Source organism: Pseudoalteromonas sp. PPB1 (assembly GCF_015356275.1).
GTDB lineage: Bacteria > Pseudomonadota > Gammaproteobacteria > Enterobacterales > Alteromonadaceae > Pseudoalteromonas > Pseudoalteromonas rubra_D.
The window spans coordinates 29,502-46,549 of sequence record NZ_JACEQV010000007.1 but is presented as its reverse complement, the minus strand read 5'-3'; the positions used below and the strand labels follow the sequence as shown (position 1 = coordinate 46,549).

Sequence of the window (17,048 nt, the reverse complement as noted above, 5' to 3'; positions counted from 1 at the left end):
ACTGATTATGCGTGGCCACCGCACTTGCCTTCACCACATTTACCTTCTTTTTTGGTTTTGCCACCACATTTACCTTCGCCGCATTTACCTTCTTTTTTACCTTTGGCATCGCCGCCACATTTACCTTCGCCGCATTTGCCTTCTTTTTTACCTTTGGCATCGCCGCCACATTTACCTTCGCCGCATTTGCCCTCTTTTTTACCTTTAGCATCGCCGCCACATTTACCTTCGCCGCATTTGCCTTCTTTTTTACCTTTAGCATCGCCGCCACATTTGCCTTCGCCGCATTTACCTTCACCTGCGTCTAACTGATAACCAGCCGTCATTTGCTCAAAACTAAATGGATTAGCAGCAGCCTCTGGTGCGCTAAATGTAGCCGCAGTAACGACAGCGGCACCTAATGTCATTGCAAGTGTGTTAGTTTTCTTTACTGATTTCATGTTGTTCTCTCTCAATCGGTAGCAATAAAAAATGGATGATTCGCTTAGTAGACCACGGACTGAAGATATTTATTTCAGCATTTGAGAAATTTTTATCTCCATTTCCCTATTAATAATCTGCTCCTCTCGTATAGAATAGCCCGAATTTTTTCTGGTGCGGTAATAATGAAGCTATTTTTGGCCCCGATGGAGGGCGTTGTCGATTTTAAAATGCGTGAACTGCTCACCGATCTCGGTGGGTTTGATATGTGTGTCACTGAGTTTATTCGTGTTGTAGACCTGACACTGCCGCGCCGTGTCTTTGTGCGTTACTGTCCTGAGCTGCTCAATGGCGGGTTAACCCGCGCAGGCACGCCTGTGCGTATTCAACTGCTTGGCCAGGTGCCACAGGCGTTGGCCGCTAATGCCAGAAAAGCTGTAAAGCTGGGCTCTCACGGTGTTGATCTTAATTTTGGGTGTCCAGCTAAGACGGTCAACAAGAGTAAAGGTGGCGCAGTACTGCTCAAAGAGCCTGAGCAAATATATCAAATCATTCGCGCTGTTCGCGAAGCAGTACCGCAAGAGCACGAAGTCAGTGCCAAAATTCGACTTGGCTTTGACGACGATGCAAACAGCACTGAGATTGTCGACGCCGTACAAAGCGCAGGCGCATCCAGCCTGGTTATCCACGCCCGCACCAAACGTGATGGCTATAAACCACCGGCCTACTGGGAGAAAATTCCTCCGCTTCTGGAAAGGCTGACAATTCCTGTTGTCGCCAATGGCGAAATCTGGCAAGTAGAGGATGCAATCCGTTGCCAGCAGCGCAGCGCCTGCGACAATCTGATGTTAGGCCGGGGCGCATTGGCCACCCCAGATCTGGCAGCCAAGATAAAAGCACACGTCGAAGGACGAGACTACCGTCCACTTGAGTGGCAGGAAGTGGTTTATCACATATTACATTCCTCAATGCATCAGGACCCTGAGGTAGGTGAAAAGTACTTTTCATCACGCACCAAGCAGTGGCTAGGTTACTTAAAGTTACAATACCCTCAGGCTCATACCTTATTCGATGAGATAAAACGTCTGAAAAGCAAAGATGACGTGGTAACCGTGCTGGATAAATACGCAAAGTCCCCGCTGATTGATTCAAATCATAACAATGAGCCGACTGCCTAATAGATAATGGATGCTCAGAAAAGGAGAAGAGCGCCATGAATGAGAATTTAAAGAATCACTATCAGGTAAAACTGCAGGCTGAGCTCGACCAGATCCGACACGAGTTTCTTGCGGATTTAAAACAAGCCAGTAACCATGCGACCGAGGCGTTGATCAGCACATTACAGTCAGCGCCACCACACGAATGGGTCGATATCGCGACCGACAGGATCTGTCCGGGTCAATTTCCGAACTTTGAACGCTTGGTCAAAGTAGAAGCCGCAATTTGCCAGATGGACATAGGCCAGTTTGGCTACTGCTGTGACTGTGAGAAGAAAATTGAAGACACCCTGCTCGCCGTTGACCCGGCCGCACAAAGGTGCCTTGAATGCCTGGCTAAGCAGAAGTAACTTGGTTTAACAACACAAAACTGGTTGCAGGAAAGAAAAGGATATTCTTCAGCAAAACAAAGGCCTGGTCTTCATTCAGCGCTAACCTAGACTGCAGTGCCAACAGAGCTTGTTTCTGCGACCACGCAAAGTAATGCACCCCCAAATCCACTTCCATCATGACTGCGGCGAATTGAAGTTCGCCTTTATTCCACTTGGTATCACACTGACTGGCAGTTTGGCGCAAAGATACGAATTGGTCCCGCCAGTTTAAACCCGCAACTTTATCGCACTTAGCCAGCAGCTGATGTACCAAAGGATCACTTGCCTTGTAATTCACCTGTACCATAACGTCCCTGGTATCATTCGTTACACTCTGTAATTTACTAAACAAGGATTCAGGTGCACTCACAGAGCCACCATAGAAATTGAGCTTGCTCTGATACCACTCTTTGCCATTCGGCAGCTGGTACATCCCCAGAGACGACCTGACCCGATAACTTTCCAAATACTCCGCCAGCTGCTGCGCAGCTTGTGATTGTCTGGTTACCTCAGGCGTAAGATGTTCAAGCAACTGATTTCTTTCTAACCGGTTAAGCACTATTTTACTTTCCCGGGCTTCGTTCAGACGTGACTCTACATATGTGTACCAGGTATCCAATTGAGAAGACGACACACCTCGCTCTTGTGCAACCTTGGGGAGATTAATATGTACCGGCCAGGGTAAAAAGCGTTCAGGGTATCTCTGCTGTATGCTCAGATACTGACTTTCCTGAGCTGCTATTTCCGTAAAACTACTCAAGTCTGCGCGCTGTAAAAGATCGTGACGTTTTTTCAGATAAAGTTCTGTAAAAGGTAATCCGGCAAGGTCATTCTCAGGTAAAACCTGCGACTGACTTACAGATGAAAACCAATTAAGTTGCCTGAGCTGCGCCGACAACTCTGTGTAAGGGAGGTTTACTTGAGGCTCAGTGCAGCCGCCAATCATAGTTAGCAGCACAAGTGCTGAGGACACATAATGCCGAGAGGTTTTCATGTCGGTTTATCCACTTTGTTTCACGTTGCAGATATGCACTAGGCACAGCTGATCCCAATGGGGTTAGATTATAACAAAGATGAGGAGAGATTTTAGTACTTAAATCAGCGTACTAAGCTCGAATATATCACTGTGGATGACAGCGTTAGGTGAGCTGGGGCTATAAAAGCAAAAAGCCCCTTGCGGGGCTTTTTCGACTTAAAGGCTGATGCCTTTACGCTGTGCTTTCTCTTTAATGAAAGAGGCCCAGCTGCGAGCAAATTTACGTGTTCTAGGATCTTCCTGAGCCTTAACAATCGCAGTATATGCTTGCTTATACTTTTCCTGATACAGGTAAGCTTCCGCCAAGTCTGAGTAGATTGTGCCTTTTTTCTCAGAACCCAGTTCCAACGCTTTGTTCAAACGAACAACGGCTGCGCTGTACTGCTGATCCTGAAGTAACAAGCTACCAGCTTTGCGGTATAACTCAGCATCTTCGTCAAACTTTGCAGCTTCTTCATAGTACTTAGCAGCATCGCTGATGTGCTTAGCCTGATGATAGTAGCTGGCAACAGCCGTCACGTTTTGCTTAGTGCGCTTAACCTTCTCCTCTTTGACCGACTTTTCCATCACCTTAGCGGCTTTGTATGGAATTTCGTTCAATGAGTAGTAGCTGCTCAGAATTTTATAATGGTTTTCTTTTTCAAAATAACCATTTTTATAAGCCACTTCCATCACGGTTTGACCTTTTTTGTAGTCTTCCGTTTGCATATAGAAGGAGCCCAACTGAGTCCACATTTTCGGGTCTTCAGGGAACAGTTTCACCAGTTCTTCAGCCACCTTTACGGCGTTTTTGAACTGCTTAAGCTCAAAGTAAGAACCAATTTTAAGCATATAGAATGACTTATTTGGTTCTTCTTTGTTTAGCGCAATTGCCTGGTCCGCCGGCTCAATCACATCTCTGAACTGCTTGAGTTCATAGTTTGCCTGAGCAATACGGCCATACACTTTAGCATCTAGCTCGCCAGTGAAATCCATCCAGTCGTAGTAAGCTTTCTTGGCACCGTCGTATTGCTCAGTACCAATCAGAAGGTCACCTAACAACTTAATTAGATCGCCTTGATCTTTAAAGTTCAGCACATCTGGCGCAATCGCCTGGCGGATGTACTTGATTGCTGTTTGATACTCTTCTTTCTGAGCATACAAGTTACCCAGGTAACGGTTTACCGTAGCGCGGTCGAAGTCGTCAGACGCGTCGATTTCAAGCAATAATGCAATCGCTTCATCAACTTTGTCTTCGTTATACAAGTCAAACGCTTTGATAACCTTTTTACCAACTCGCTCACCCATAACCTTAGTTTTGGCATTTTTACGCGCTTCGATCTTTGCAGGATCAGGGGCGGCAAATGCGGCAGTGCTTAAAGCACCGCCAGCCAAAGACATCATCAGAGCAAGAGCTGTTGCTTTAGACATTTGCTTCATACCTTACTCCTATTAGTCTTGGTTAAGTTTAAAGTCGAGTTGTACAGTAATACCTGGCTGTTTCTGAGGCTTACCATCAACGATTTTAGGTCTGTACTTCCATTTGCGAAGCGCACGTTTTGCTTCACGGTTGAAAATACGCTTTGGTTCAGCATCGATGATCTCAATGTCATCTACACCGCCCAGCTCATTGATAGTGAAGCGCAGCTGTACCCAGCCTTCTTTACCATCACGCGCTGCTTGAGGCGGATACTTAGGTTCGATACGAACGATAGGTGTTGCTTCACCGTCACGACCGAAATCACCAGGACCACTTAAACCACCAGCTGTGCCACCGATGTCGATGCTTGGCATGTTAAAGCCAATTGCACCTGCATTTGGGTTAGCATTCTCAGGCTGAGGCGGCTGCGGTTTAGGCGGCTGCTTTGGCGGTGGAGGAGGTGGAGGCGGTACACGCTTCCTCTCCTGCACATCTGATTCAGGCGGATTCGACATAATCTCGACTATGATCTCTTCCTTCTTATTATCAGCCCTATCCGCTCCTCCTGAGATAAGATAGGACATAAAGAAGAATAAGCCGAAGGTTACTGCCCCACCTGCAAGAAGTGAAAACAGAAATCGAATCATCACTTAGCTCCAGCTATTGAAATCTTCAAGGCGTCGTCAGTTGCCTTAATCTGGTCCATTACCTTAACAACTACACCGTGTTTCGCGCCTTTATCCGCCTGGATAATAACGGTCTCGGTTTGTTGCTCAGCTAACAGATTTTCAAGGTTCGCACTTACACGCTCAACATCAACCTGACGCTTATCCATCCAAATCTCACCGTTTTCACGGATAGCGATGAAGATGTTCGCATTCTTAGTTTGTTGTGCCTGTGCAGCTTTTGGCTTTTTAACTTCAATACCAGCCTCTTTAACAAAAGAGGTAGTAACGATGAAGAAGATCAACATGATGAATACGATGTCAAGCATCGGGGTCATGTCTACTGCTGCTTCTTCTTCCTCACGAAAACGTTGTTTACGTGCCATAATAAAATCTCTCTCTAGTGATGTGGCAAGCTATCAATTAGTTTCTCTTTAGCCATCTTCGCTCTCGCTTCAAGACGGGTGCTAAAGAATACACCTGATAGTGCCGCAACCATTCCAGCCATTGTTGGTATCGTTGCCATTGAGATGCCTGAGGCCATCAATCGAGGGTTACCTGTACCTTGTGTAGCCATGGTTTCGAATACCGAAATCATACCTGTCACTGTACCTAGTAGACCGATTAACGGACACATTGCAACCAATGTTTTGATAATCAACATGCGCTCATCTAATTTTTCAGACGCTTCAGAAATCCATGCATCGCGGATTCTGTGTGCGTACCAAGATGTAGTATCTTGGCGGGCATCCCATCTTGCTACAATTCCCTTCTTAATTTTAGGAAACTCAGCCAATAGGAACCAATAGCGCTCAATCATTAATACCCACATTAGAAAGAGTGCTATCGCGACCACGTATAATACATCGCCGCCTGTAGCAACAAAATCCCTGATAGATTCCCACGTCTCCACCAGGACTAGCATTATGCTCTCTCCTTCTCCGCGTGCGCAGCAACGATACCCGCGCTTTGCTCGTCAAGAATGTGTAGGATAGATTTACTACGACCCGCAACGATAGCGTGAAGTAGGATTAACGGTAGCGCAGCAATTAGACCAAGCGCAGTAGTAACAAGAGCTAGAGAGATGTTACCTGCCATGATCTTCGGATCACCAGTACCAAATAGTGTGATTGATTCGAACGTCAGGATCATACCAACAACCGTACCTAGTAGACCTAGTAGAGGTGCGATAGCTGCAAGGATCTTGATGATGTTGATACCAGCTTCGATACGAGGCGTTTCACGTAGAATTGCTTCGTCAAGTTTAAGCTCAAGGTTTTCAACGTCTTGGTTCTTGTTGTCGTGGTACACTTTCAAGATACGACCCAGTGGGTTGCTGTCACTTGGGTTGTTAGCGTTCTTGATTTGTGCCTTGATCTTCGCACCAACCAGCATTAGGTCTAGGAAACGAACAACAGCGATTAATGCACCAAGTGCCAACAATGCAGTGATGATGTAACCTACTGTGTCACCCTGGTGCCAACGTTCTTCAACAGTTGCACGCTGAGTGTTCAGACGTAGGATAGCACCACGCGTTGGGTCAACAACGAAAGGTGTGTACTGGTCAGCAGACGTGCTCAGAAGATCAGCAACAGTTGCTAGAACGTCTGAAGAAGGTTGCTTACCTAAAGGTACGATTTGTTTGTTTTCTGCATCGTAAACAACGTAGCCGTCTTTAGTTACTAGGTTGAAGTTACCAACACGAGTTACTTGTTTAACATTGATGTCGCCGCTTAGTTCAGCTACTTCAGATTCGAAAGTAGAGATTTTTGCAGACTCAGTCATTTCAGTTTGGAAAGCAATCCAAAGCTCTTCCAACTCGCGAGTAGTTGGTAGTTCTTTAGCAGCTGCCAGTGAACGAAGTACTTCTGAACGTCCAGGCTTTTCAGCACTGATGATTGACGCTTCGATAGCACCGATTGCTTCAGCAGCGTTACGACGTACCACACCGAACATCTCACCCAGGGTACCCTGTGCGTTAAGTAGTTCAGTTTCTTTCTCAGCAAGTGTTACTTCGTTTTGCTTGAATTCCTTGTTAAGACGCTCACCACGTGCTTTTTCAGCAGCAAGGTCGCGCTTAGCTTTGTTCAGCAAAGCTTGCTTGTCAGCACGATCTGACAGGAACTCTTGTTCGCGAGCTTTGTTGATTTTACCTTCAGAGATACGGTTCTGCTTTACTTGCTCAAGGATTTTATCCAGAGACTCAGTGCTTGCATGTGCGTTCAATGCGCCACCAGCAGAAACTGTTAATGCTGCAGCAACGGCAAAACCTTTAAATAGTTTCTTCATGTTTTATTACTCCGCGCCGAAAATAGGTAGTTTAACTAGTTCTGGGGCAGCCTGACCACGTGCGATACGGATCATGTCTTTGATAGGCTTCAGATATTCTTCACCTAACTGATCCCACTGCTTGCTGCTGGTGTTCCAAACCCACGCTTGCTTCTGGTCGAAAGACTGAGCAACAAATGCGATACGGCCTAGACGGGCGAAGTCAACATTGATGTTTTTACCGTTGATCTCAAGTGAACCTTGAGAAGCAACCATTGCAGAACCATAGTTGGTTTCAATGCTGTATGCTTCAAGTACCTGACGGTATTTTTCAGACGTCGTTACTTTTGCATTAGTAAGTGTCTCACGTAATCTCTCAATACGCTCTAGACGCTTTTCAGTATCAAACGGCACGTCCGCTTTGATGAATTGCTCGAGTGTATCAATCATGCGATACATCAAAGGCACAACGTCTTGCTTAGTTTTATCAACCGTCGCGATCTGACGTTCTAGAGATTCGATATTTGCATTTTGGTCTGCAACCAAACGTGCTACGTGGTCGTTGTAAACTTTCAGAAGTTCTGTTTCGTCAACAATTCCACGGTACTCAGCTACCATTTCGATAGTTTGACCGTAGATACCATCAATCTTGTCTTGAGACTTTTTAGCAGCCGTTTGAGTTTGCTGACCTACTTTTTGTATGTCATTCAAAGGATCTGCCATCACATTGCTGCTTGCAATTGCCGCTGCGCCAAAAAGCGCTGAAGCTACAAGGCTCTTTCTGATTTTAACAGACATAGTTCCCAACCAATTAAGTAATGTTACTTTTATAATTTTTGCACTCTCTTAGAGAGTACCCCGGATACTTTTAGCAGTATCAACCGTGCAATAATGCTAAATGCTATTGCCCATGTCAACTTCATGTTTAAAACAATTTTTGCTTGTCGCGATGAAATAAATTGAAAAAAAACATTGTATTAACAAGGAAACCAAGAATAAAAACCTTAAGCACTTATATTTCATACACAAAGCAACTTTATTTACATTTTATTACAGCTATTTAGCCCTAATCTACAGCCTTAAATTTGCACAACTTAGTAATTTATTTCGTTTTTAATATCAAGGATCTAGGCACCGACTGAACACTTAGCATTCACCTTTGTGCAACAGCGAATACAGCCAGAAAGGAAGACTTAGCCTAATAACTGTTCACACAATAACCGGCACTGAATTTCTATTTCCTGGATAAATTCCGCTACATGTAAGCCATCCATCAAAGCATGGTGTACTTCAATAGAGAATGGCAATTCACCTGTTTGCACATCAAAGCGACCGAAAACACACTTTGGAATACCAAGGTTATCTTTTGCGTTTCGGGCATGGCTGAAGCTACTGAAATCCAACCAAGGCAATATGGATAAATAAAGTTGCTGTGGAGTCTCAGAAGTCGCCAAAAAGTGTTCACTAACCAAAGGCTGTTCCAGATACGCATTTTTCTGCGCTACATTCTCTTTAATGTAGTCGTGGATACCTTCACAAGCAACCAAAGGCACAAATCGAAAGCTTCTGTCTTCACGCAAAAATACACAGCTCATCTCAACTTGATCAACAACGCATGGGTGTTCATTCATTATTCGGTAGCGGATAGGCTCGTAATTCTGACAGGCTTTGCTCAGACAATACAAATAGCTAAAGGTAAAAGAGAGTTGCTGTTGCTTGCAAAGGGTGTACAGCGTGCCCATCTTCAGGCGGGTCGTAATATTAAAATAAGGCTGGTCGAAACCTAAATAAAATTCAAAATGTTCGGCTCTGGGCCAGTCTGAGGGAGTGATTTTTTTCATAATTCAATATAGAGGGAAAACTCCCCTCTATATTGAGTGTATCAGCTTACGATTACAAACCGTTTGCGATGATCTCTTGTGCCAACTTATCGGCAATCAGATGCGTTGATTTTTGCTCAGCATCAGAACGAGCAAAGATTTCAGTCAGGGTGTCGTAGATGCCCTCAACGTGCTTAGTTGCGGCCTCTTCGCTGTACCCCTCAGGTTTTGTCTCGTAATATACATTGATGATACCACCCGCATTAATGACATAGTCAGGTGCATAAAGCACACCCTTTTCGCGCAAGATCTCACCATGCCTTGATTCAGCAAGCTGGTTATTCGCACAGCCAGCAATGATGCTAGCTTTAATACGAGGGATAGTTTCATCGTTTACTGTTGCACCTAGTGCACACGGCGCGTAAACATCTACTTCCAGGTCGTAGATTTCATCAATGCTCACCGCTGTTGCGCCAAAGTCATTCACGACTTTATCAATCGATGCCTGATTAATATCGGTCACAAACAGCTCAGCACCCGCTTCGTGCAAGTATTTACACAAAGTGTAAGCAACCGCGCCCAGACCCTGAACGGATACTTTCACACCAGACAGGTCTTGATGACCATGCTTGTGTTGGTAAGCAGCCTTAATACCTAGGAACGTGCCCAATGCAGTGAAAGGCGACGGGTTACCGCTTTTGCCTTCGAGACCCATTACATAATTAGTCTCTTTATGCATTGTCATTACATCACCTGTGGTGATGTTAACGTCTTCTGCTGAATAGTAGCTACCACCGAGGCGTTCAAGGTGTTTGCCAAACGCTCTGAATAACGCTTCAGATTTGATTTTCTTAGCATCACCAATGATCACAGATTTACCACCGCCAAAAGGCAAACGCGCGACGGCGTTTTTATAAGTCATGCCCTTTGAAAGACGCAATACGTCATAGACTGCATCGGCATCATCTGCATAGTCCCAAAGGCGACATCCGCCAACCGCAGGACCAAGCTTAGTATTATGAACAGCAATGATTGCCTTCAAGCCCGATGCTTCATCAGAACAAAAAACTACTTGTTCGTGGTTATCAAATTCAACTTGGTTAAATACAGCCACTTTGTTTGTTCTCCGTTATAGACTGACTTTAAGTCAGATAGCGCTGAAATTCATCGAACTGTATCACTAACTCTCTAACCAATCCACAATATGAGTTGATATTGACCTTAAAAGCGTTAAACCTGCCTTCATGATACATTAAATAGTCATATATTGGCTTGATTATGCATTTCATTTGAATATATGAGTTTAATTCTTCACTATTTTAACGATTTTTAGAGGTTAATCTTTACGTAAACGTCAACACAAACGATTGTGTACGGTTATTTGTACGATAAATAGAGGTCTGATGAGGAGGTGAGCACGTTAAGAAACGCTGAATCGCAGTTGCAAAGTATGGCGTCTGAAGCCAGTTCAGCAAAATACAAAGCGACAAGATCAAAAAAAGAGGGACATGCCCTCTTCTTTTAAGTCACTCAGGATTGCTGTTATTTCAGCTTGCTATCCAGCTCTTCAATCTTAGCTTTCCAAATTGCCGGACCTTGAGTGTGTGCGTTAACACCGTTGCTGTCTACAGCCACAGTGACAGGCATGTCTTCTACTTCAAATTCGTAGATAGCTTCCATTCCCAGGTCTTCAAACGCAACAACTTTAGATTTCTTAATCGCTTTAGCTACCAGATATGCAGCACCACCCACAGCCATCAGATAAACAGCTTTGTTTTCTTTGATGGACTCTACAGTCGCTGGACCACGCTCTGCTTTACCTATCATGCCGATCAGGCCAGTCTTCTCTAACATCAGATCAGTGAACTTGTCCATACGGGTCGATGTTGTTGGACCAGCAGGACCAACTACCTCATCACCTACAGCATCTACCGGACCTACGTAATAAATAAACTTGTTGGTCAGATCAACCCCGTCTGGCAACCCTTCACCTGAGTTGATCATGTCCTGCAAACGCTTATGTGCTGCATCACGACCCGTCAGGATCTTACCCGATAACAACACGGTCTCGCCCATTTTCCAATCCTGAATATCCTCTTTCGTGATTTCATCCAGGTTAACACGACGAGTATCTTCCCCGACTTCCCAGGTCACTTCTGGCCAGTCTTCCAGTTTAGGCGCTTTAAGATCAGCAGGGCCTGAGCCGTCCAGAGTGAAATGTACGTGACGTGTCGCAGCACAATTTGGGATCATCACTACTGGCTTAGAGGCAGCGTGGGTAGGCGCAGACTTGATTTTCACGTCAACCACGGTAGTTAAGCCACCCAAACCCTGTGCACCAATACCGAGCTTGTTTGCGCGCTCGAAGATTTCTAGACGCAGTTTCTCTTCTGCTGTTTCCGCGCCACGCTCAAGTAGCTCATGGATATCAACTGGATCCATCAATGATTCTTTTGCCAGAACCGCGGCTTTTTCTGCGGTACCACCGATACCAATACCCAGCATGCCAGGCGGACACCAGCCAGCGCCCATTGTTGGCAATGTTTTCTCTACCCATGCAGCCACATCGTCTGATGGATTAAGCATGACCATTTTGGTCTTGTTTTCAGAGCCACCACCTTTGGCAGCGATCATCACCTCAACTTCTGCGCCCGGGACCATATCAATGTGAACAACAGAAGGTGTATTGTCTTTGGTATTTTTACGAGCACCAGCAGGGTCCGCAACGATTGAAGCACGCAATGGGTTATCCGGGTTGGTATAGGCGCGGCGTGTGCCTTCATCTACCATTTGTTGAACAGTCAAGTCTGTTTTATCCCATTTAACATCCATACCGACCTTTACAAAGCAAGTCACGATCCCGGTATCCTGACACAAAGGACGTTTGCCCTCTGCTGACATACGCGAGTTAATTAAGATCTGCGCGATGGCATCTTTGGCCGCTTTACTTTGCTCTTTGTCGTACGCCTTTTCTAAAGCTTGCACAAAATCCAACGGATGATAGTAAGAAATGTATTGCAATGCATCTTCGATGCTGTCAATGAAGTCTTGCTGACGAATAGTACTCATGACGGTTCCTTTATTCTCCGGCCTGTGACGAGGCAAACCGGTGTTTATTGAGAGGCGCGATTATATACCATCTTGCGATGAGTGAGTATCGCAATCATAGACTAGCGACCAAAGTCCGACACTTATCTAAAATCGTTCGATGGAATATAAGGTAACGCTCTAGGGATTCAATGACAATTATGATACCCTCCTCGCCCGTTTCGGGCTAGCATTCGGGTTCAGTAAATGACAAATCCAAGTAGTAACTCCATTGAACTAGACATTTCTTTGTCAACCATCGAGGTGTTTGGCACCCTCGCCTCCCAGCAACTGGCAATCTTGCTCGATTCCAGTGACGCCAATCACGAAAATAGCCGCTTCGATATCATGAGTATCAACCCACTGTGTATACTCGAAGCTAGAGACGGTCAGTTTTACCTCGACGGTGAGCAGGTTGAGCAAGATGGCTTCACGGTAATGCAAGACAAGCTTACAGGGCTCGATTCAAGGCCTCATTCAGATATTCCCTTCACGGGTGGCTGGCTCGGTTACTTTGGCTACGATCTCGGCCGATACATAGAGGCCATGCCCAAAATCGCGATGCAGGATATTGCACTGCCAGACATGATAGCCGGTCTTTACCCCGATGCTCTGATACGTGATAACCTGAGCAACCAATGGTACTTTGTTACGCAACCAGGATACAACCGGCTGAGTACTTACCTGTCACTGATTGAACAAGGTGACCGTGATGATGATACTTTCACGCTAACCAGTCGCTGGCAGGCCAATATGACCCAGTCAGAATATGCGCACAAATTCGCCAGTATCCACGACTATCTGAAAAGCGGCGACTGTTATCAGATAAATCTGGCGCAAAGATTCAGTGCCGATTATCACGGCTCGCCCTGGCAGGCCTATAAAACGCTGCGCGCAAATAACCAGGCACCTTTTTCTGCTTTTATTAATCTTGGTGAGGATGCTATCGTGTCTGTGTCACCAGAGCGCTTTATCTCAGTACGCGATGGCCAGGTTGAGACCAAACCAATCAAGGGCACTTTGCCCAGAATACACGACGACAAACAAGCAGATGCGCAGCAAGCCACCCGGTTACAACAGAGCCGCAAAGATCGCGCAGAGAATGTGATGATTGTAGACTTGCTACGCAATGACCTTGGCAAAGTGGCAACGCCTGGTAGTGTGCAAGTGCCCAAGCTATTCGAAATTGAAAGCTTTCCGGCTGTGCACCATCTGGTTAGTACAGTCACGGCGCAATTGGCAACAGGCAAAACAGCCGTTGATCAACTCAAAGCCGCATTCCCGGGAGGCTCAATCACAGGTGCACCGAAGATCCGGGCAATGGAAATCATCGAAGAACTTGAACCTCACCGGCGCAGCGCTTACTGCGGCTCAATTGGCTATCTGAGTGCTTGTGGAGCAATGGACACCTCGATCACTATCCGTACCTTAGTTTGCCATCAGCAAAAAATTCACTGCTGGGCCGGAGGGGGGATTGTCGCAGACTCAGACTGTGAGTTAGAGTATCAGGAGACTTATCACAAGGTGAACAAAATACTCCCTGTACTATGAATCTACAACATGTCATTAGCCGCTTTAGTTTAAGTGCTTCAGATCACGCGCCAGCATCAGGACAAGGACAAGAAAGCGCGGTATTAGTCCCCTTACTCGAGGTGGATGGGGAAGCATCCCTGCTGCTTTGCAAGCGCAGTGCGCAACTGCGCAGCCATCCAAGTCAGCTCTGTTTTCCGGGCGGTAAAGTCGAACTACAAGACAAATCAGTGATCACTACGGCATTACGAGAGAGTCAGGAAGAAATTGCCCTTGATCCACTGCAAGTTAACCCGGTTGGTATTTTACCTTTGCATACGACACTGACCGGCTTTCGTATTACGCCTGTGCTGGCAACCTTAGCACACAGTGCGACCTGGCAAACCCACAGTGATGAGGTGGAGCAAGTGTTCACCCTGCCATTGTCTTTGCTCGCACAACAAGGTGTCTGGCAACCTGTGCAGACACGATTACAAGGAAAAACGGTGACCTTCAACGCCCTCATGACAGAGCATGGGTTACTTTGGGGAGCCACAGCGAAGATTGTTCAACAGTTGCTGAACAGAGTAGCCTGACCAGCCAAACACGCGTATCTGCCACCCCACTAACTAAGTGATTTTGATTACATTTCAATATATTTTACTCACCCTTGGTTACAATACCTGCATGTCCAGCTAATACTGTATACAATTTTGCTGTGAAGTGGGTTACTTATGCAATAATTAACGTTATGATGTGCGCCCGTTCAGAGGCAATGTTGAGTAGAATTTATGATTAGTGCATTTGACATGTTCAGTGTTGGTATTGGACCGTCATCTTCCCATACTGTTGGACCTATGCGTGCTTCGCGCTTGTTTGTGAAAGACCTGCAAAGCAGCCGCATTATTGATAAAGTCACATCAGTAAAAGTAGAGTTATTCGGCTCATTAGGTCAGACTGGTATTGGGCATGGTTCTGGTAAAGCGGTGATCTTAGGGCTGGCTGGATATGATCCTGAGTCGGTAGATGCGGACAAAGTCCCTGAGATCCTGGATACCATTGAGCGTGAGCAGGTGATATATCTGGATAAGACCCATAAAGCCGATTTTCCTAAACAAGGCGCAATTGTTTTTCATCGCCGTAAAACGCTGCCTAAGCACTCCAATGCCATGGAGCTTCAAGCTTATTCGAGTGCAGAGCTCGTACATAGCCAGATTTATTATTCTATCGGCGGTGGTTTTATTGTCACTGAAGAGCAGTTTGATGCTGAGAAACAAGCCGCGCTAGACGTACGTGAGCAAAATCCAGCGCCTTACCCTTTTGAGAATGCGCAACAACTGCTCGAGATGTGTAAAGAAACAGGCCTCAGTGTCTCTTCGCTCATGATGCACAATGAAAAAACGCTCCGCAGTGAACAAGAAATCAAAACAGAGTTGTTTCATATCTGGGAAGTGATGAAAGCGTGTATTGAACGCGGTATGCGAACTGAAGGCATTTTACCTGGCGGGCTAAAAGTAAAGCGTCGCGCGCCAAGTTTGTATTTAAAACTAAATGTTGAAAACAGCAACGATCCACTTCGGGCAATGGACTGGGTTGATCTGTTTGCGCTGGCCGTTAATGAAGAAAATGCTGCTGGCGGCCGCGTAGTAACGGCACCCACAAATGGTGCTGCCGGGATCCTGCCTGCGGTACTCATGTATTATCATACGTTTATCAAAGAAGTGGATGCCGAGATAGCAACGCGCTACCTGCTCACTGCCGCAGCAATTGGTATTCTGTATAAGAAAAATGCCTCTATTTCTGGTGCTGAAGTTGGCTGCCAGGGTGAAGTAGGTGTGGCCTGCTCTATGGCAGCTGGCGCACTCACAGAAATCATGGGGGGTAATGTGGTACACGTGGAAAATGCCGCTGAAATAGGAATGGAACATAACCTGGGGTTAACTTGCGACCCGGTCGGTGGATTGGTGCAGGTACCATGTATTGAGCGAAACGCCATGGGCGCCGTAAAAGCCATTAACGCATCACGTCTTGCCATGCGTGGCAGCGGCGAGCAAAAAGTGTCTTTGGATAAGGTTATCAAAACCATGCTGGATACTGGTAATGATATGAAAACCAAGTACAAAGAAACGGCACGTGGTGGACTCGCGGTTAATATCATTGAATGTTAATCCGTACCGTCAGACATTAAAAAAGCCGCTTTTGCGGCTTTTTTAATGTCTGATATCAGGTCGCATTCAGCAACCTGGTGTGCTCATTTATTTGACTGGTAACTCAGTGTTTTCAAACAGCGCATCCACATCGTCCTGATTGCGCATCAGGCTGGCGCGTTCAACCAAATCTTTAGTCAGATGTGGTGCAAAACGTTCGATAAAGTCGTACATGTAACCACGCAAGAAACTACCCTTTCTGAATCCAATCTTGGTTGTACTTGCCTCAAACAGATGACTGGCATCAATGCATACCAGGTCATTGTCTGTGATTTCATCAACTGCCATTGTTGCCAGCACACCCACGCCCAACCCTAATCGGACATAGGTTTTAATCACATCGGCATCCGTGGCGGTGAACACAATATGCGGAGACAGCCCATGCGCATTAAAAGCTTTATCCAGTTCAGAGCGTCCGGTAAAACCAAACACGTAAGTGATCAAAGGAAACTTAGCGACATCCTGAACCGTAATATTACTGCCTTTCTTTGCCAATGGATGATCTTTCGTCACCACAATACTGCGATTCCAGTGATAGCAAGGCAGCATGATCAGATCGCCGTAAAGATGAAGCGCCTCCGTTGCGATGGCGAAGTCTGCATCACCTCGCGCAGCAGCATCCGAGATCTGTTGCGGTGTACCCTGGTGCATATGTAATGACACGGCCGGATACTTTTGCATGAACCCCTGGATCACATTCGGTAATGCATAACGCGCCTGAGTATGTGTAGTCGCGATATTAAGCTTACCTTGATCGGGTAAAGTGTGTTCATTGGCAACGGCTTTAATGCCTTCTACCTTAGACAATATCTCTCGGGCAATATTTATAATTTCATTGCCTGCACTGGTAACATGTGTGAGATGTTTGCCACTGCGGCCAAAGATCTGTACACCAAGCTCGTCCTCCAGCATACGCACCTGCTTGGAAATTCCCGGCTGGGAGGTATACAAGCTTTCTGCGGTTGCTGACACATTGAGATTGTGATTCAGAACTTCAACTATGTATTTCAGTTGTTGTAATTTCATAACTAAGCGTTTGTTTTAATTGT

General features: G+C 45.9%; 17 protein-coding genes. 5 read left to right on the top strand and 12 right to left on the bottom strand.

Annotated elements, in window-relative coordinates; translation table 11 throughout:
- Positions 1-5 precede the first annotated feature (5 nt).
- Entirely contained in the window at positions 6-440 is a 435-nt protein-coding gene (locus IY568_RS08930; RefSeq protein ID WP_010381799.1) for a hypothetical protein, read from the bottom strand.
- Positions 441-605: 165 nt separating this feature from the next.
- On the opposite strand from IY568_RS08930, the gene IY568_RS08925 reads away from it, so the two are divergent.
- Together IY568_RS08925 and IY568_RS08920 are read left to right on the top strand one after the other, a co-directional pair.
- Entirely contained in the window at positions 606-1,598 is a 993-nt protein-coding gene (locus IY568_RS08925; RefSeq protein WP_125561630.1) for a tRNA-dihydrouridine synthase, read from the top strand.
- Positions 1,599-1,633: 35 nt separating this feature from the next.
- Complete coding sequence (locus tag IY568_RS08920) at positions 1,634-1,987, top strand: TraR/DksA C4-type zinc finger protein (RefSeq protein WP_058795722.1); 354 nt, start codon at positions 1,634-1,636, stop codon at positions 1,985-1,987.
- On the opposite strand, the gene IY568_RS08915 is transcribed toward IY568_RS08920, so the two are convergent.
- From IY568_RS08915 to IY568_RS08870, 10 genes are all read right to left on the bottom strand, one after another.
- Positions 1,974-3,002 carry a hypothetical protein gene (locus IY568_RS08915; RefSeq protein WP_194867360.1) on the bottom strand — a complete coding sequence of 343 codons (1,029 nt, stop codon included), beginning with the start codon at positions 3,000-3,002 and terminating at the stop codon, positions 1,974-1,976. The genes IY568_RS08920 and IY568_RS08915 overlap by 14 nt on opposite strands.
- A 198-nt stretch (positions 3,003-3,200) precedes the next feature.
- Positions 3,201-4,463 carry a tetratricopeptide repeat protein gene (locus IY568_RS08910; RefSeq protein WP_194867359.1) on the bottom strand — a complete coding sequence of 421 codons (1,263 nt, stop codon included), beginning with the start codon at positions 4,461-4,463 and terminating at the stop codon, positions 3,201-3,203.
- A 12-nt stretch (positions 4,464-4,475) separates the two neighbouring features.
- Positions 4,476-5,090: an energy transducer TonB gene (locus tag IY568_RS08905; protein WP_021032687.1), complete on the bottom strand. Its 615-nt coding sequence runs from the start codon at positions 5,088-5,090 to the stop codon at positions 4,476-4,478.
- Complete coding sequence (locus IY568_RS08900; protein ID WP_010381814.1) at positions 5,090-5,494, bottom strand: ExbD/TolR family protein; 405 nt, start codon at positions 5,492-5,494, stop codon at positions 5,090-5,092. Before IY568_RS08900 ends, IY568_RS08905 begins: the two co-directional genes overlap by 1 nt.
- A 14-nt stretch (positions 5,495-5,508) precedes the next feature.
- Positions 5,509-6,033: a MotA/TolQ/ExbB proton channel family protein gene (locus IY568_RS08895; RefSeq protein WP_125561636.1), complete on the bottom strand. Its 525-nt coding sequence runs from the start codon at positions 6,031-6,033 to the stop codon at positions 5,509-5,511.
- A complete protein-coding gene (locus tag IY568_RS08890) occupies positions 6,033-7,397 on the bottom strand; it encodes a MotA/TolQ/ExbB proton channel family protein (protein ID WP_125561638.1) in 1,365 nt (454 codons plus the stop codon). Before IY568_RS08890 ends, IY568_RS08895 begins: the two co-directional genes overlap by 1 nt.
- Before the next feature lie 6 nt (positions 7,398-7,403).
- Positions 7,404-8,174 carry a DUF3450 domain-containing protein gene (locus IY568_RS08885; protein ID WP_010381823.1) on the bottom strand — a complete coding sequence of 257 codons (771 nt, stop codon included), beginning with the start codon at positions 8,172-8,174 and terminating at the stop codon, positions 7,404-7,406.
- 395 nt (positions 8,175-8,569) lie between these two features.
- Positions 8,570-9,217 (bottom strand): CatA-like O-acetyltransferase, encoded by a 648-nt coding sequence (locus tag IY568_RS08880; protein ID WP_125561640.1) that lies wholly within the window; start codon positions 9,215-9,217, stop codon positions 8,570-8,572.
- A 52-nt stretch (positions 9,218-9,269) separates the two neighbouring features.
- A complete protein-coding gene (locus tag IY568_RS08875; protein WP_194867358.1) occupies positions 9,270-10,310 on the bottom strand; it encodes a Leu/Phe/Val dehydrogenase in 1,041 nt (346 codons plus the stop codon).
- A 428-nt stretch (positions 10,311-10,738) separates the two neighbouring features.
- Positions 10,739-12,265, bottom strand: a complete 1,527-nt coding sequence (locus IY568_RS08870) for a fumarate hydratase (protein ID WP_125561644.1) — start codon at positions 12,263-12,265, stop codon at positions 10,739-10,741.
- A 225-nt stretch (positions 12,266-12,490) separates the two neighbouring features.
- Here IY568_RS08870 and pabB point away from each other — a divergent pair, with 225 nt between their 5' ends.
- From pabB to IY568_RS08855, 3 genes are all read left to right on the top strand, one after another.
- Complete coding sequence (pabB, locus tag IY568_RS08865) at positions 12,491-13,834, top strand: aminodeoxychorismate synthase component I (RefSeq protein ID WP_194867357.1); 1,344 nt, start codon at positions 12,491-12,493, stop codon at positions 13,832-13,834.
- Positions 13,831-14,388, top strand: a complete 558-nt coding sequence (locus IY568_RS08860; RefSeq protein ID WP_125561648.1) for a CoA pyrophosphatase — start codon at positions 13,831-13,833, stop codon at positions 14,386-14,388. The genes pabB and IY568_RS08860 overlap by 4 nt, the downstream gene beginning before the upstream one ends.
- Positions 14,389-14,583: 195 nt before the next feature.
- Positions 14,584-15,960 (top strand): L-serine ammonia-lyase, encoded by a 1,377-nt coding sequence (locus tag IY568_RS08855; protein ID WP_194867356.1) that lies wholly within the window; start codon positions 14,584-14,586, stop codon positions 15,958-15,960.
- 87 nt (positions 15,961-16,047) lie between these two features.
- Here the strand turns inward: IY568_RS08855 and cysB are convergent, their stop codons facing one another.
- Complete coding sequence (cysB, locus tag IY568_RS08850) at positions 16,048-17,025, bottom strand: HTH-type transcriptional regulator CysB (RefSeq protein ID WP_049866017.1); 978 nt, start codon at positions 17,023-17,025, stop codon at positions 16,048-16,050.
- Positions 17,026-17,048: the final 23 nt, after the last annotated feature.

Coding starts and splice junctions, on each gene's coding strand:
- IY568_RS08930 (WP_010381799.1), bottom strand. CDS start 440: ATGAAATCAGTAAAGAAAACTAACACACTTGCAATGACATTAGGTGCC.
- IY568_RS08925 (WP_125561630.1), top strand. CDS start 606: ATGAAGCTATTTTTGGCCCCGATGGAGGGCGTTGTCGATTTTAAAATG.
- IY568_RS08920 (WP_058795722.1), top strand. CDS start 1,634: ATGAATGAGAATTTAAAGAATCACTATCAGGTAAAACTGCAGGCTGAG.
- IY568_RS08915 (WP_194867360.1), bottom strand. CDS start 3,002: ATGAAAACCTCTCGGCATTATGTGTCCTCAGCACTTGTGCTGCTAACT.
- IY568_RS08910 (WP_194867359.1), bottom strand. CDS start 4,463: ATGAAGCAAATGTCTAAAGCAACAGCTCTTGCTCTGATGATGTCTTTG.
- IY568_RS08905 (WP_021032687.1), bottom strand. CDS start 5,090: ATGATTCGATTTCTGTTTTCACTTCTTGCAGGTGGGGCAGTAACCTTC.
- IY568_RS08900 (WP_010381814.1), bottom strand. CDS start 5,494: ATGGCACGTAAACAACGTTTTCGTGAGGAAGAAGAAGCAGCAGTAGAC.
- IY568_RS08895 (WP_125561636.1), bottom strand. CDS start 6,033: ATGCTAGTCCTGGTGGAGACGTGGGAATCTATCAGGGATTTTGTTGCT.
- IY568_RS08890 (WP_125561638.1), bottom strand. CDS start 7,397: ATGAAGAAACTATTTAAAGGTTTTGCCGTTGCTGCAGCATTAACAGTT.
- IY568_RS08885 (WP_010381823.1), bottom strand. CDS start 8,174: ATGTCTGTTAAAATCAGAAAGAGCCTTGTAGCTTCAGCGCTTTTTGGC.
- IY568_RS08880 (WP_125561640.1), bottom strand. CDS start 9,217: ATGAAAAAAATCACTCCCTCAGACTGGCCCAGAGCCGAACATTTTGAA.
- IY568_RS08870 (WP_125561644.1), bottom strand. CDS start 12,265: ATGAGTACTATTCGTCAGCAAGACTTCATTGACAGCATCGAAGATGCA.
- pabB (WP_194867357.1), top strand. CDS start 12,491: ATGACAAATCCAAGTAGTAACTCCATTGAACTAGACATTTCTTTGTCA.
- IY568_RS08860 (WP_125561648.1), top strand. CDS start 13,831: ATGAATCTACAACATGTCATTAGCCGCTTTAGTTTAAGTGCTTCAGAT.
- IY568_RS08855 (WP_194867356.1), top strand. CDS start 14,584: ATGATTAGTGCATTTGACATGTTCAGTGTTGGTATTGGACCGTCATCT.
- cysB (WP_049866017.1), bottom strand. CDS start 17,025: ATGAAATTACAACAACTGAAATACATAGTTGAAGTTCTGAATCACAAT.